This window comes from Pedobacter nanyangensis, from assembly GCF_003313505.1.
GTDB lineage: Bacteria > Bacteroidota > Bacteroidia > Sphingobacteriales > Sphingobacteriaceae > Pedobacter > Pedobacter nanyangensis.
In genome coordinates this window covers 492,842-508,618 of sequence record NZ_QMHO01000002.1, presented here as the reverse complement: position 1 = coordinate 508,618, position 15,777 = coordinate 492,842, and the positions used below count along the sequence as shown (strand labels likewise).

Below are 15,777 nucleotides of genomic sequence, written 5' to 3'. Positions count from 1 at the left end.
TTGGTGATTAGCTAATGGGATGATTTGATAATAAGATGATGGGGATCAAAAGCATTGAACAATCTGTCCCTTTGGAGGGAGATTAAGAGGGAGAATTAAAACTGATAAATACTTTCCTCCCCCTTGCCCCCTCGGAGAGGGGGATATGAGACAATGCAAAAGAAACAATTAAACGAATAACCCATTTTACACCTTAATTTACTAATGAACTAGTGAACCAATGAACTAGTAAGAAACACCCAGTCTTTTTTCCTTACTCCTTGCTCCTTATTCCAAGTACTAACCACTAATCCCTAAAAATTTTAACTTTGAACAACCTTTTGAATTAAATACATGGAAAGAGCCAAGTTGTTAAATGCGATTATCGAGAATGCTATTGATGGGATCATTACCATTGACGAGTTTGGGGTGATTGAGCATATTAATCCTTCGGCACTTATGTTATTTGGCTATGAGCGTAGCGAGCTGATTGGGAAAAATGTGTCAGTATTGATGCCTCAACCCGATCAGGCAAGGCACGATCAGTACATTGCCAATTACCGCCAAACAGGAGAACGTCATATCATTGGGATAGGTAGGGAGGTGCAAGGCCAACGTAAGGATGGTTCTAAATTTCCTTTCAGGTTAGGCGTAAGTGAAGTAAAGTTCTCTGATCGACGCATTTTTACGGGTTTCATCCACGATTTAAGCAGACAGAAAGAAGATGAACTCAAGATCAAAAGCTATACCGAAGAACTGGAACAGAAAATCAAGGAGCGTACACAGGACCTTATCCGTTCCATTAACGAACTGGAAACTGCCAAAGAGCATGTAAGTGCACTTTTTGAGAAAGAAAAGGAGCTTAACCAGTTAAAAACCAGATTTGTATCGATGGCTTCCCATGAGTTTAGAACACCTTTAAGTTCTATTCAACTTTCAGCTTCGCTGATTGATAAATACAGCTCTAAACATGATGAGGCTAATGTAGAAAAGCATACCTCGAAGATTAAAAATGCCATTAACAACCTGACCACCATCCTTAACGATTTTCTATCTCTTGAAAAACTGGAAGCGGGCAAGGTTGAGCCTAGGGCCAATTGGTTTGATATTATTTCCTTTGCAGAAGAGATTGTGGAGGAAATGCAGTTGATCAGTAAACAAAACCAGTTGATTGTGTATGAACACACGGGTACCAGTGCGCAGGTGTTTTTAGACCATAACCTGTTAAAAAATTGTATCATTAACCTGATTTCGAATGCTATTAAGTATTCGGGCGAAAATACCATGATCCAGTTTAATACGGTTTTAAAACAGAATGAGCTGATTGTAGAGGTTAAGGATAATGGAATTGGTATTCCGGAAGTGGATAAAATCAATTTATTTGAACCCTTTTTTAGGGCACATAATACGGGCGATATTCCGGGTACGGGTTTAGGGCTTAATATCGTAAAACGATATGTAGGGTTAATGAATGGTACAGTGGTTTGTCAAACAGAGCAAAATAAAGGGACAACGTTTACGCTAAAGTTCTCTTTTGAAAAGGAGAAGTAGTTTTTGCCCTAGGCTTTAGGCTTTCCTGCCCTTATGCCGGGCATAGGCACTCCCTTTTGAGCGACCAAAAGGGAGGAAAAGTCGCCGACTGCGTCTTTTGCTATTCAAGGAGCTGCTAAGGCTTTTGTTGTGGTATCCGCAAAAGCCAAGGTCGGGGTTTAAGGTAACGTAGAGGCGATGCTGAGGCTTGATATGATGCCTAGCGATAAGTCAAAGGCAATTGGTGATAAATAAAATGAAATTTGCTGTTTCATCAACATAAATAATAGATCATGAAGAAGGTACTGGTAATAGAAGACAACGACGACATTAGAGAAGGTACGGTAGAAGTATTGACCTTGGCAGGTTATGAAGCGCTATCGGCCAAGAATGGTAAACTAGGGGTAGAAATGGCCCTCAGTTCCTCGCCAGACATTATCCTGTGCGATATTATGATGCCCGAACTGGATGGCTATGGCGTATTGTACCTGCTGAGCAAAAACCCTAAACTGGCCAGTATTCCCTTTATTTTCATGACAGCAAAGGCTGAAAGGGCCGACATGCGCAAAGGCATGGAAATGGGTGCAGATGATTATCTGACCAAGCCTTTTGATGATTTGGAGTTATTTAATGCGATTGAAAGTCGTCTTAAAAAGAAAACTCAATCTGTTGGTTTTAAGTCGGCACCGAAGGATCTGCAAACTATTTTTGCTGAGCTGAAGCAAAAGGGAAAGGGCAGGAGCTTTGCCAGTAAACAGGTAATTTATGTAGAAAACGATGAGCCTAACTATTTGTATTTGATTAAAAGTGGTCAGGTGAAAACCTATAAGCGCTTTAAGGATGGCAGGGAACTTTCGTCGAATATTTATAAGGATGGCGATTTTTTCGGTTACGAGAGTTTATGCTGTGGAGTAAGCTATGCCGATAATGCGGCTACTTTAACGGATACAGAGCTGTTGTTGATTCCCAAAGCCGATTTCATGGATGCCTTGTTTAACCATCAGGAAATGGCTACAGCTTTTATTGAACTGTTGTCTGGAAATATCCGTTTTAAGGAAGAGCAAATGCTGAAATTAGCTTACTTCTCGGTACGTAAACGCGTTGCCGAGGCTTTGGTTCAACTGTCGAGAAAGTTTGCTAAAGCGAATGAGGATACTTGTACGTTGAAAATCTCCCGTGATGATTTAGCGGCTTTTGTAGGCACTGCCAGCGAAACGGTAAGTCGCATGCTCGCTGATTTTAAAGAGGAAAAGTTGATTGAAAAGCATGGTAATGCCATTTATGTGGTATCTATAGAGCGTTTGAGCCAGATTAAGCAATAGCTAGGGGGAGTAGTTAGTATTTAGTATTTAGATATTAGTATTTAGTAGTTAGATATTAGTATTTAGTAGTTAGATATTAGTAGTTAGTATTTAGATGAGCAGTTCCAAATTCCCCTCTTTTAGAGGGGTGCCCAAAGGGCGGGGTGTTTCTTTATTGGTTCACTGGTTCATTAGTTCACTGGTTCATTAGTTTATTAGCTCATTCCTTTCCTACACCGTCATCTCGACCGAAACGGAGAGATCTTTGTACTATGCTTATTTAATTATTGCAGATTAACTATTCCATTCCACTCCTAAACTTTGCTCCTTGTTCCTTACTCCTTACTCCTTATTCCTTATTCCTTACTCCTTATTCCTTATTCCTTACTCCTTAACTACATTAAAAACCCTGTAATAGTTGCCAATTGATAGATAAAAGCAGCTTGGGCTGGATTAATTTTAGTGAGGGCGGTGGCGGCGTCAAACCATTCACCTTTGTCTACTTCTGGAATTTCTATAAATTTATTGGTGCGGGGTGGCCAAGGGATGCTAATGAAGTTGCTGGTAATTTTGCTGGCATCTATATCGCCTTGTACCGCCCATGCGGTAATGCGCTTGCCACCTTTTTGTTCGACTTGTCCCAGGGGCTGAAATTCGCCCGCAATAGATTGACCGGTTTCTTCCTTAAATTCTCTTTTTGCGGTAACTAGGGGATCTTCGTCAGGGCTGTATTCGCCTTTAGGAATTGACCATGCGCCCAGGTCTTTATTTTTCCAAAACGGACCCCCAGGATGCACCAAGAATACCTGGAGCTGTTGCTGGTGAAAACGGTATAAAAGAATGCCTGCGCTGGTTTTCATAACGGTCAGTGGTCTTCCAGGGTAATCCATACAGGGGCGTGGTCGCTGGTTTTTTCCCAACCACGCACATGGCGGTCTACACCACCTGCTTGTAAACGCTGCTTAACCGCTGGGCTCAACAGGAAATGATCTATACGAAGTCCAGCATCTCGGCCATAGGCATTTCTAAAGTAATCCCAAAAGGTATAGATTTTTTCACCGGGATATAAGGTTCTAATGGCATCTGTCCAACCTTGGTTAAGCAACTCCTGAAAAGCAGCACGTGTTTCGGGTCTAAACAACGCATCGTCAACCCATCGTTCAGGCTTATAAACATCTAACTCGGTGGGCATCACATTAAAGTCGCCAATGAGTAATGCAGGGAGCTGTTTGGTCAGCAGTATTTTCGACTGTTGTTGCAGTCTGGTAAACCATTGGAGCTTATAATCAAATTTTGGTCCGGGTGCAGGGTTGCCGTTAGGCAAGTATAGGCAACAGATCAATAGCTCATGTACAAAAACTTCTAAATACCTACGCTGTAAATCTTCATCGTCTCCAGCCAATCCAGAACTAATTTCTTTCATGTTAGGGTCTTTGGAGAGCACAGCAACGCCATTCCAGCTTTTTTGCCCGTACCATATCGCGTGGTATCCTGCATCTTCAATGGCCTGTAGCGGAAATTTCTCTTGCGGGGCTTTCAGTTCTTGCAAACAAACAATATCAGGCTGTGCTTCCTGTAACCAGCGTAATAGTACCGGAAGTCGGCCGTTGATGCCGTTTACGTTATAGGTGGCTATTTTCATTGTTGGTAATGGGTTAAGGTTGTTTGTAAAGCTAAAGATAAGCTTTTATGGCGTGGCTACTTCACCTGGCCGGGTACTTTGCGAGCCTGTTTCGTTCACCAGCTTCATAAGTTTGGCGGTTGGCGCTTGCTGTTGTTGGATCACTTTAAGGGCGTTGCCGGCATACTGCTTTAAATCGGAATTGTACAGGTTTTGTCTCTCTTTAAACAAATTGGTAAAAGCGGCCTGCAAGGTTTGTAACTTTTGCAGCACTTGCTGATCTAGTGTTGGGGAGGCCAGTTCCTTAATGGCGTCCAATTCTTTTTGTTGCGATTCAGAAAGATTTCTTTCAAGGAGCATGCCTTTTCCCTTGGCTATTTTTTCCATATCGGCCATTAGCTTTTGGTAGCTTGGCGTAATGTCCTTTGCAAGGCTGCGCAATGCGGGCATCTGACTTTTAGCGGCAATGGTGGCCAGTTCAGTGGTGTATAAACTTTGGGAATATATGGAGATGATGAATGCTTTTTCAGCGCCATCTACATTTACATCGGCCGTACTGATATGCGCCTTGGTGGTGGCATCAATCACAGAATCGCTTGGGCCCACGGGGCCATCTCTATGTTCTCGCTCTGCCGAATTACAGGCCAATGTTAGGCTAAGGCCAAGAGCTACGCTTAAGGTGCTGATATTTTTCATATGGTTAAAACGGTTGAGGAGGGGAGTTGTTTGTTTAATTAGTTCATTAGTTTATTAGGAATTAGCTCATATCCGCTTGTATGTGGTAATTTTAAAGCAAGCCTTTTTAATTAGTTCATTAGTTCACTTGCTTGTTGGTTCATTGGGTATGGGGGCTAGGGAATTAGTTCATTTGTTTATTCCTTTTCAACTAATTTATTTACAGTGATTTGTTGTTTTTAGAAAGATTCAACTAAACCCCTATGTCCCTGCTCTTTACTCCTTGCTCCTTGCTCCTTGCTCCTTATTCTAAATACTAACTACCAACCACCAACCACTAAGTAAGGCCCTGTGCTACTTTTTTCTTGGAATCGCCTTTAGGGAAAATTACCAGAAGAAATGATTTTCAAAATGCAGATAAATGGTACAAGGATACATTACTGGAGTTGCATCAGCATATTTTAAAGGGCGGACCTTTTTATTTGTAGATGATTGTAAGTTTCAAATGCTTCATTTATATTGCGTTATCTAAATAAATCTTAGCTCTGTAATCTTTGTGTTATCAAGAAAAAATAATAGGTTTAGTTCAAATGGAATTGTAGGTATCGTAATTTAATAATCCAGTTAGCTTTCCTAGAACTAAACCTATTAAAAAGAATATTTGATTTATTAAAATCTCTAGAAATATTAGTTTGTTTATATTCGTTGCGAAAAAAATCATAAAATATGAATATTGAAAAAATAAGGGTAAGAAATTTTAAATGTTATGATGAATTAGAAGTTCAGCTATCAAAAATTACCTTATTGACTGGAGCAAATAGTAGTGGTAAAAGCTCTTTTCTCTATAGTATTCTAAGCGCCGTGCAGTCTAGAGAGTTTCCTTTTCAATTTTCTCCTAATGGTAAGTATGTTAATATGGGAGATTTCACGGAGATTGTACATAGTCATAAAAGGGAGAATGTTATAACTCTAGAGTTTGAATATCAAAATGATAGTGATTGTAGAGAAAAAATTTCTACTACTTGGGTTGTTGATAAAGTTCGTGAATTACCTGTACTTCAAAGTTTATTAGCTACTACAGATTACTATACTCTAAAACTTGAGAAAGTTAGAAAATATGACTTAAGTTTCGAGTATTTTATAGATAAAGATCCCAATAGAGAATTTAGATCGCCCAAAATGTATTCAAAAATATTGGAGAGTATTGATAATATTATAAAAGAAGTTTCAAAGCAGGAAAATGTTGATGTTCAAGAGAAACAAAATAGAACTCTTTCAAAGATATCCAAATTTAGCCATGTTAAAAGAAAAATAGATTTTAAATTCGAAAATATCTCAGAGCTTAACGCAACTATACGAGAAAAGGGGAATTTTTATCTTGAGAGTATCATTCAAGGTATATCCAGAGTATTCAATAGATATGATGATAATATAAATTATATAAGTTCTTTTAGGCTATTTCCCGAGAGAACTTATTATGAGACTTCAAAAGTTGATTTAAAAGTCGGAAAATTTGGAGAGAACTATGAAGATCAAATCATAGCTTGGGAAACGTCGAAAAGTCCTAAGTATAAAAAATTGTGTGATATACTTAAAGAATTAGGTCTTCTAGAAGAAATAAAATCAAAAAGAATGACTGGAGGTAGATATGAAATTTTAGTTAAAAATAAGAAGAATGGTGTTTGGTCGTCCATTACTGATGTTGGTTTTGGCATTAGTCAATTTTTACCAATTATAGTTGCTGACTTGCAATTGAGTAAGGGCTCAACTTTATTTATTGCTCAACCTGAAATACATTTACATCCAAAGATACAAGCTCATTTCGCTGATTATATTGTTAGTAGTATAAAGCGTGAAAATAAATATTACATAATTGAAACTCATAGTGAATATTTAATTAATAGACTTAGATTGGCTATTTGTGAAGAAAAAATTCTAGAAGACGAAATAAGTTGCCTATATATAGAAAACAACGGCAGTAGTGCTAAAAAATATCAAATTTCTTTATTGAAAAGTGGCCAGATAAAAAATGCTCCAGCTAGTTTCTTTGATACTTATATGTTAGATGTTATGAATATCGCAATTAAAGCCCAGTGATATGAAAGATATATTTATTGATAATAATGTCGCAAAAAACTTTTCAAATCCTCTCGACAATGAATATAAAAAGTTAATTGAATGGATAATTAATTACGACGAAAGTATTGTAGCTGTTGAACCTGATAAAAAAAAAGACTTTGCACATTTGGTGGTTAATCAGAAACTTCTTACTGAATATCTACGCTCATCTTATAATTGTTTTCATTCCACTTCAATGCCAATGATAATTGCATTGTTGACTCGACAAGGACGATTAATAAAACACAATAATAGTTTAATAGGTGAATTGAAAAGTCAATTATTTTCGAAAAAAATTTTGCGTAATATTTTATCCAATGAAGAAGATCATTGTCATATATGTACCATAATTCAATCTAATAGGAAAAAAGCTTTAACATATGATGAAAACTTAACTATTGATTTAAAAAGTTTTCCAAATTATAATATAGAAGTATCAGATAGACCAGAAAAAATTGGATACGAATAAACATTAGCTTTTATAGATTTTTTGTGACCCTTAATTAGTACAATATTGAATATTATCGATTTTTAGAATGTTATTTTTTAATGCTCGAAATCATCAACAACATCCTCTTAGTCATCCAAAAAGACTTATTTACCATTTTTGGCTTCATCTCTATTTTATATCCCTTGGGAGTACTATTACCCAAAAGAGCCGAAAAGCGTTTGTACAATAGGCTATTTTGTAGTTTTACCATCTCTTTAGGAATAGTTTATTTGTGCTTGTGGATCATCCTTATTGTTGGGACATTGATGACCCACCAAGAACCAGATAGTGCTGCTATCCTCAATAGAATGTTTGGCAAGTATTGGTGGAGCTTTTGGTTGCAAATTGTGCTATGGATAGGCGCTACGCAGTTGTTAAGGTTACCAAAGTTTAAGTATCACCCATGGTTAAGGGTATTAATTGGTTTGTTATTGCTGGTTCCCGTGGAGCTGGTGATCTTTTTGTTTAGGGTTAACTATGGCGGACTGATTAGGGTTAGCCTTTCGGAAGATATTTTAAGTATGGGTGGAGGATTATTACTTAAGCTGGGGATGTTTATTTGCTTTGCTCAACTGTATTACGCAGGGTTTAAGTATGTACGACGTTTGAGGTAACAATTAACCAGTTAACCAATTAACCGAATAACCCATTTACAATTCAGTTGGCATAATGACGTATTCACGTTCATAGTAACAATTAAACAATTAACCGAATAACCGAAACTCAATCAATAGCATTAAGCTCAGGGATCATTCTCCCGAATAGTCGGGACAGGGCCACTCTCAGAATGACAAAAGGGCGAATGGACGCAGCTAACCACAAGCCATTAACCACTGGTACCTAGCTCCTAATCAAAAAACACCCCGCCCGTTGGGCACCCCGCTAAAAGAGGGGAATTTTGGATACCACCCATCTAAATACTAACTACTAATCCCGAACGGTAGGGACTAACTCCTAACTCCTAACTCCTAATTCCTAACCACTACTCACTAATTCCTAATTTATGACGAATATCACTTTTTCTGATAACCACGCTCAACTCCCATGGCTTGGTGGCTAGCTAGTTTTGTATCTAGATAATTAGAACGGATGAAAGCTATTGCCTATAATATTAAACCTGAAGAAAAAGAGTGCCTGGTGTTGGCTAACCACAAAAAACATGATATCACCATTATTGCCAACAGCTTAAGCGGCGAAACCTTACCTTTTGCACAAGGTAAGGAAGTATTAATTGTGTTTAACGAAGATCCGTTGGATGAAGCACTGATTATGGGTTTAGGGGCTTTGGGCATTAAGTACATCGCCACATCATCCTTTGAAACCAAGCACATTAACCTTGTTGCAGCGGGAAAAGCGGGGCTTAAAATTGCCAATGTACCTTTTAAAGAGGGCGAAGATTTTGCCATGTCCCGTATGCAGCAGGTCATTAGAAATTTAGATAATTGGGCAGCTGGCAAATGCGTAGGTAAAGCCTGTTGCTGTCCTAATGATTGCGGCGCTTCACTCAAAGAAAAGGAGCACTAATGGAAACCGCCGAACTTTTACGCAAGTACAATATTGCCGCTCCAAGGTACACCAGTTACCCTACAGTGCCTTATTGGGATAACCAGCATTTCGATGAAACACAATGGAAATCGAGGTTGTTGACTGCCTATACCGAGCATAAAGACGAGGGTATTAGCCTTTATATTCATTTACCTTTTTGCGAGAGCTTGTGCACTTATTGTGGTTGTAACACCCGTATCACTAAAAACCACGGCGTAGAGCTACCTTATATTGATGCCTTGTTGAAGGAATGGGAAATGTATGTGGGCTTATTGGGCGGGCGTCCAAAAATCAAGGAAATCCATTTAGGCGGCGGCACACCAACCTTTTTTAGTGCGGCTAACCTGAAACAGTTGCTACAAAGCATCGCCGGTGCGGCGCAATTTGAACCTACAGCGGCTTGTTCTTTTGAAGGACATCCGGATAATACCACTGCCGAACACCTACAGACTTTATACGACTTGGGATTTAAGCGGGTAAGTTTTGGCATCCAGGATTTTGATCCCAAAGTGCAGTTCATGATTAACCGCTACCAAACTCCTGCACAGGTAAAACACATTACCGAGCTGGCCAGAAACATCGGTTACCAATCCATTAACTACGATTTGATTTACGGCTTGCCCGGTCAGCACATGGAAGGACTTACCGAAACCATTGCTGAGGTGATTAGGCTAAAGCCAGATCGGATTGCTTTTTATAGCTATGCGCATGTGCCTTGGATCAAAGCCGGACAACGTCACTTTACCGAAGCAGATATCCCGCAAGGCGATGAAAAGTTTGCCCTGTACCAAAAAGGAAGGGAAATGTTAATGGAGGCTGGTTATGAAGAAATTGGCATGGATCATTTTGCATTAGCCACCGATAGTTTGTATGTGGCTTATCAGCAAAACAAGTTACACCGCAACTTTATGGGCTATACCGATCAGCATACACAGATTTTGCTGGGTCTTGGGGTATCGTCCATCAGTGATTGTGGAACTGCCTTTGCACAAAACGCCAAAACGGTAGAGGAGTATAAACAGCATATCCAGGAAGGAAACTTGAGCGTACAAAAAGGACATTTACTGGATACGGAGGATTTACGTATTCGACAACATATTTTAAACCTGATGTGCCAAAACAGTACTTGCTTTGATACCGAGGTGCCAGCTGAAGTGATGCAGCGTTTACAGCCCATGATTGCCGATAGGCTAGTGGTTGTAAGGAACAAAGAGGTAAAGATATTGCCTGTGGGCCGATCGTTTTTGCGAAACACTTGTATGGCTTTTGACGACAGGCTATGGCAAAAGCAACCACAAACGAAATTGTTTAGCGCAGCTATTTAAAAAGCAGAATAAAATAATGAATCACATAGGCACATAGCGTATGAAATAAAACCTATAAGCCGATGCTGACCTGTAGTGAAACGAAAAGCTACGAAGTAAAACAAGTTCAGCATTAGGGACCGCCGTTTACCGTCACCCTGAATTTATTTCAGGGTCTGTTGGAAAGTAAAGTTTAGTCAATTAGAAAGAACCCAATCATGAGCAATTCAACCCTTACCCACCAAAGTTCAGTATGTTACCATTGTGGTGATCAATTGCCTGCAGTGAAGCTAAGCCACGACGATAAAGACTTTTGCTGTATAGGCTGCCAGAGCGTTTATCAGATTTTATCTGAAAACAACATGTGCAATTACTATGCTTATAACGATACACCTGGGCAACGGATAAAGGAAGAAGGGCATTACGAATATCTGGACGAGCCAAGCATTATTGCCCAACTCATCAATTACAAAGACAAAGAAAATACCATTGTTACTTTTTATATCCCGGCTATCCACTGTAGTTCGTGCATTTGGTTGTTGGAGCATTTGTATAAAATCAATCCTGCTATTTTCAGTTCACGTATCGATTTTTTAAAGAAAGAAGTCACCATCAGCTATAAACATGAACAGGTGTCGTTACGTAAGGTGGTAGAAGTGCTGAACCAGATCGGCTACGAGCCTTTGATCAGTTTGCAGGATGTAGTGAAAGAGAAAAGCAATTCGGTAAACAAGCAGCTCATCTGGAAAATAGCCATTGCAGGCTTTTGCATGGGCAATGTCATGCTGTTCAGCTTTCCAGAGTATTTCGGTTTATCAGCCTTAGAAAAAGAATTTCAATACTTATTTGCCTGGCTAAATTTGGCTTTTTGTGTGCCGGTAACCTTTTACTGCGCCAGAGATTACTTTACTTCGGCCATCGCCAGTTTAAAACAGAAATTTGTCAATCTAGATACGCCTCTAGCGCTCATCATAGCAGTACTTTTTATCCGTACTGCTATTTCAACGATATTTAATACAGGGCCAGGTTTTGGAGATACCCTCACGGGATTGGTGTTTCTCCTGTTGATGGGGAAATGGGTAAAACAACGCACCTACCACCATATTTCCTTTGATAGGGATTACCGTTCGTATTTCCCCATTGCCATTACTACCCTTAAAGATAGCCGGGAAAAACCGGTAGCCATAGGCGAAATAGTCGTTGGGGATCGACTATTGATACGCAATGGCGAATTAGTGCCCGCCGATGCCATCTTAATGAAGGGGGATGCTTGGCTGGACATGAGTTTTGTAACTGGCGAAGCCGAACCACAGCAGAAGGTTTTGGGTGAAATTGTGTATGCTGGGGGCAGACAGATGGGCGAAGCGATAGAGCTTGAAGTCGTTAAACCGGCTTCGCAAAGTTACTTAACAGGTTTATGGAACAAGGAGTTTTACAAGAGTGATGTCAGGAAACAGAACTTTAACGATAGCATTGCCAAATATTTCAGTATCGGCGTGTTTGTAATCGCATTTGCGGCCACAGGCTATTGGCTATGGCAAAATGATAGCACCAAGGCTTGGTCGGCATTTACCGCAGTGGTCATTGTGGCCTGCCCATGCGTGTTGGCTTTAAGTACGCCTTTTACCTTATCGGCTATTCTTTCCGTATTCGATAAAAAGGGCTTCTATGTAAAAAATACCGATGCGCTGGAGCAATTGGCTGCTATTGATACCATTGTGTTTGATAAAACAGGTACTTTGACCAGTACGCATCAATCGGAAATTAGGTTTGAAGGCAGTTTATCCGCAGGAGAGAAGTTGTTGGTGGCTTCGTTGCTGTACAATTCTTCACATCCACTGAGTAGGCAGGTGCTTAAAGTACTTAACCCCAGTAAAATTTATGCCATTGCCAAATACAATGAAGTGCTGGGCAAAGGCATCATGGGCGTGGTAAACGGCAGGATGATTTATGCAGGTAGCAAACGTGCCTTGCCTTTTGACGTGCCCGCTAAAGATAATGGCGGCGTTCACATCGTCATCGACGAGGAATATAAAGGCTGTTTTACGGTAGATCAGCAGTGGAGAGAGGGAATAGCGCCCTTGATCAATGAACTGGATGATGATTTTGACCTAAAAGTGCTTTCTGGTGATACCAATAAAGATGAGCAGTTGCTAAAATCGGTATTTAAACCTTCCACACCTTTGTTATTCAACCAAAGTCCACATCAGAAACTAGAGGAGATTAAAGCATTGCAAGCCCGTAACAAACAGGTAATGATGTTGGGAGATGGCTTGAATGATGCAGGTGCTTTAAAACAGGCTAATTTCGGCATTGCCATTACAGACAACATCAACAATTTTACCCCAGGTTGTGATGCCATTATGCAGGGGACTGCCATGGGTTTACTGCCTAAGTTTATTCAGCTAAGCCGCGACGGGCTAAAGACCATCAAAATTAGCTTTGCCATTGCCACAGCCTATAACCTAATAGGAGTGTACTATGCCGTTCAAGGTACTCTATATCCTTTGGTCGCAGCAGTTTTAATGCCCATCAGTACCATTACCATTATCAGTTTCACCAGCTTAGCCACCAGGTATTTCGCAAGGAAGAATAGGCTGAAGTAGTTGGTTAGATGGTTAGTAATGCAGAAACACAAAATCAGCGGGAACATCAGCGAAATCTGCGGGAAATTAATTGGCTGATAAGATGATTTGATAATAAGCTAATTCTAATCAGCGGGAACATCAGCGAAATCTGCGGGGAAATTAATTAACTACTAACCACTAGCTACTAACCACTAACCACTAACCACTAACAACTAACCACTAAAAACATGACCATCCTATATTTCTTAATTGGCTGTAGCGTACTCGTCGCATTAATCTTTCTAGGAGCTTTCTTTTGGGCGCTAAAAAACGGCCAGCACGATGATGTTTATACCCCAAGTGTGCGTATTCTCTTTGATGATGAGGTGCAGGACGAGAAAAGTGACCAAGATCATATTTCCGACTAATGCTCGTCAAGAGCCACAGGTAGTGGCCACAATAACTTTGCTTCAAACATTATAACAAATCTATTTCTAATATTATGCAGCTAGAAAAATTTACCTACGACAACAAGATCGTTCGAAATTTCGGTATCGCTACCATTGTATGGGGTGTTATTGGAATGCTGGTTGGACTGCTTGTTGCCATGCAACTCTTTAAGCCCGAAATGAACATGGGCAACCAGTACACTACTTTTGGTCGTATCAGACCCTTACACACCAACGCGGTGATTTTTGCTTTTGTGGGCAATGCTATTTTTATGGGCGTTTATTACTCGCTACAACGCCTGCTTAAAGCCCGCATGTTTAGCAACCTCTTAAGTAACATCCACTTTTGGGGTTGGCAGCTCATCATCGTATCTGCAGTAATTACCCTGCCTTTGGGGATTACCTCATCGCATGAGTATGCAGAACTGGAGTGGCCTATTGATATTGCCATCACCTTAATTTGGGTAGTGTTTGGGATCAATATGTTTGGTACCATCATTAAGCGTAGGGAGCGTCATTTATACGTGGCCATTTGGTTTTACATTGCCACGTTTGTGACCATTGCCGTGCTGCATATCGTTAATTCTTTTCAGCTGCCTATCTCTTTCTTGAAAAGTTATTATGTTTTTGCTGGTGTACAGGATGCTTTGGTACAATGGTGGTATGGCCACAATGCGGTGGCATTTTTCTTAACTACGCCGTATTTAGGGATGATGTACTACTTTTTGCCTAAAATGGCTAACCGCCCGGTATATTCCTATAAACTGAGTATCCTGCACTTTTGGTCGTTAATTTTCATTTACATCTGGGCAGGACCACACCACTTATTATACACTTCATTACCAGGTTGGGCACAATCATTAGGCGTAGCTTTCTCCGTAATGCTTATTGCACCAAGTTGGGGCGGTATGATCAACGGTTTGTTAACCCTGCGTGGTGCCTGGGACAAAGTGCGTGAAGATGTGACCTTAAAGTTCATGGTGGTAGCCTTAACTGCTTATGGCATGGCCACTTTTGAAGGACCCATGCTATCCCTAAAACAAATTAACGGTATTGCCCACTTTACCGACTGGATTGTAGCACACGTGCACGTAGGTGCTTTAGGTTGGAATGGTTTCTTAACCTTTGGTATCTTGTATTGGTTAATACCACGTATTTATAGAACGGCATTATACTCTAAAAAACTGGCCTCTTTCCACTTCTGGATTGGTACCCTAGGCATTTTATTTTATGCTATCCCGATGTACTGGGCAGGCTTTACACAAGGCTTAATGTGGAAAGAATTTACGCCAGAAGGTTTGTTGAAATATGCGAACTTTTTAACCACTACCTTACAAATTATCCCAATGCATATTTTACGTGCAATTGGCGGTGCACTATACCTCTTGGGCGCTATTGTAATGACTTACAATTTGGCTAAAACCATGTTAAAAGGCAAGTTGGTTGCTAATGAGGAAGCTGAGGCAATGGCTTTGGAGAAAGTGGTTGCCCACGAAGATCCGGCGGATAAAAAATGGCACCGTATTTTAGAGCGCAAACCGATGAAATTTATGGTGCTTTCGATGATCGTGATTTTGATTGGTGGGATGGTAGAAATGATGCCAACCTTTACCATAGAGAGCAATGTACCAACCATTTCAAGCGTAAAACCTTATACACCACTTGAGCTGGAGGGTAGGGATCTTTACATCAAGGAGGGATGTGTGAACTGCCACTCGCAAACCATCCGTCCGTTTAGGTCGGAAACCGAGCGCTATGGCGAATATAGCAAGGCTGGAGAGTTTGTTTACGACCACCCGTTTTTATGGGGAAGTAAGCGTACCGGACCTGATTTGCATCGGATTGGCGGTAAGTATTCTAATGCCTGGCATTACAACCACATGCTCGACCCTACATCAATGTCGCCTGGCAGTATTATGCCACCATACCCGTGGTTAATTACCCAGAAACTTGATACTACTCAAACTGTGGCTAAGATACGTGCCATGCAAACCCTGGGCGTACCTTATCGGGAAAACTTTGATGCCGTGGCACAGGCTAAACTTAAGGAGCAGGCCGAAGCGATTGCTGCCGACTTGAAACAGAACAATATCGAGGTGAAAAGCGATCGTGAAATTATTGCCCTAATTGCTTACCTGCAACGTATGGGTACTGATATTAAAGCTAATAAAACCACTATTCCATCTAACCAGTAAAAT

13 protein-coding genes are annotated in these 15,777 nt (G+C 40.3%); 10 read left to right on the top strand and 3 right to left on the bottom strand.

Going from position 1 to position 15,777, the window contains the following annotated elements:
• Window positions 1–333: 333 nt before the first annotated feature.
• Window positions 334–1,530: a PAS domain-containing sensor histidine kinase gene (locus DUT71_RS05310; RefSeq protein WP_113661473.1), complete on the top strand. Its 1,197-nt coding sequence runs from the start codon at window positions 334–336 to the stop codon at window positions 1,528–1,530.
• 272 nt (window positions 1,531–1,802) lie between these two features.
• The gene (locus tag DUT71_RS05305) at window positions 1,803–2,831 is read left to right on the top strand and encodes a response regulator (protein ID WP_113661472.1); all 1,029 of its coding nucleotides are present in this window, start codon (window positions 1,803–1,805) and stop codon (window positions 2,829–2,831) included.
• 374 nt (window positions 2,832–3,205) lie between these two features.
• Here the strand turns inward: DUT71_RS05305 and DUT71_RS05300 are convergent, their stop codons facing one another.
• From DUT71_RS05300 to DUT71_RS05290, 3 genes are read right to left on the bottom strand one after another with little or no spacing between them, the layout of a single operon-like run.
• The gene (locus DUT71_RS05300; protein ID WP_113661638.1) at window positions 3,206–3,670 is read right to left on the bottom strand and encodes an NUDIX domain-containing protein; all 465 of its coding nucleotides are present in this window, start codon (window positions 3,668–3,670) and stop codon (window positions 3,206–3,208) included.
• Window positions 3,671–3,675: 5 nt separating this feature from the next.
• The gene (gene xth, locus DUT71_RS05295) at window positions 3,676–4,452 is read right to left on the bottom strand and encodes an exodeoxyribonuclease III (RefSeq protein ID WP_113661471.1); all 777 of its coding nucleotides are present in this window, start codon (window positions 4,450–4,452) and stop codon (window positions 3,676–3,678) included.
• Window positions 4,453–4,497: 45 nt separating this feature from the next.
• On the bottom strand, window positions 4,498–5,127 hold the full coding sequence (locus DUT71_RS05290; protein ID WP_113661470.1) for a DUF4142 domain-containing protein: 630 nt from the start codon (window positions 5,125–5,127) through the stop codon (window positions 4,498–4,500).
• A 705-nt stretch (window positions 5,128–5,832) separates the two neighbouring features.
• On the opposite strand from DUT71_RS05290, the gene DUT71_RS05285 reads away from it, so the two are divergent.
• The 8 genes from DUT71_RS05285 (at window position 5,833) to ccoN (ending at window position 15,774) form a co-directional block, all read left to right on the top strand.
• Complete coding sequence (locus tag DUT71_RS05285) at window positions 5,833–7,203, top strand: DUF3696 domain-containing protein (RefSeq protein ID WP_113661469.1); 1,371 nt, start codon at window positions 5,833–5,835, stop codon at window positions 7,201–7,203.
• 1 nt (window position 7,204) lies between these two features.
• Window positions 7,205–7,693, top strand: coding sequence for a hypothetical protein (locus DUT71_RS05280; protein WP_113661468.1), 489 nt, complete (start codon window positions 7,205–7,207; stop codon window positions 7,691–7,693).
• 80 nt (window positions 7,694–7,773) lie between these two features.
• A complete protein-coding gene (locus DUT71_RS05275; protein ID WP_113661467.1) occupies window positions 7,774–8,328 on the top strand; it encodes a hypothetical protein in 555 nt (184 codons plus the stop codon).
• Between the two features lie 475 nt (window positions 8,329–8,803).
• Window positions 8,804–9,238 carry a Rossmann-fold NAD(P)-binding domain-containing protein gene (locus tag DUT71_RS05270; RefSeq protein ID WP_113661466.1) on the top strand — a complete coding sequence of 145 codons (435 nt, stop codon included), beginning with the start codon at window positions 8,804–8,806 and terminating at the stop codon, window positions 9,236–9,238.
• Complete coding sequence (gene hemN / locus DUT71_RS05265; protein WP_113661465.1) at window positions 9,238–10,584, top strand: oxygen-independent coproporphyrinogen III oxidase; 1,347 nt, start codon at window positions 9,238–9,240, stop codon at window positions 10,582–10,584. The genes DUT71_RS05270 and hemN overlap by 1 nt, the downstream gene beginning before the upstream one ends.
• 197 nt (window positions 10,585–10,781) lie before the next feature.
• Window positions 10,782–13,169: a heavy metal translocating P-type ATPase gene (locus DUT71_RS05260; protein WP_113661464.1), complete on the top strand. Its 2,388-nt coding sequence runs from the start codon at window positions 10,782–10,784 to the stop codon at window positions 13,167–13,169.
• Between the two features lie 209 nt (window positions 13,170–13,378).
• A complete protein-coding gene (gene ccoS / locus DUT71_RS05255) occupies window positions 13,379–13,558 on the top strand; it encodes a cbb3-type cytochrome oxidase assembly protein CcoS (protein ID WP_113661463.1) in 180 nt (59 codons plus the stop codon).
• 74 nt (window positions 13,559–13,632) lie between these two features.
• A complete protein-coding gene (gene ccoN / locus DUT71_RS05250) occupies window positions 13,633–15,774 on the top strand; it encodes a cytochrome-c oxidase, cbb3-type subunit I (protein ID WP_113661462.1) in 2,142 nt (713 codons plus the stop codon).
• Window positions 15,775–15,777 lie beyond the last annotated feature (3 nt).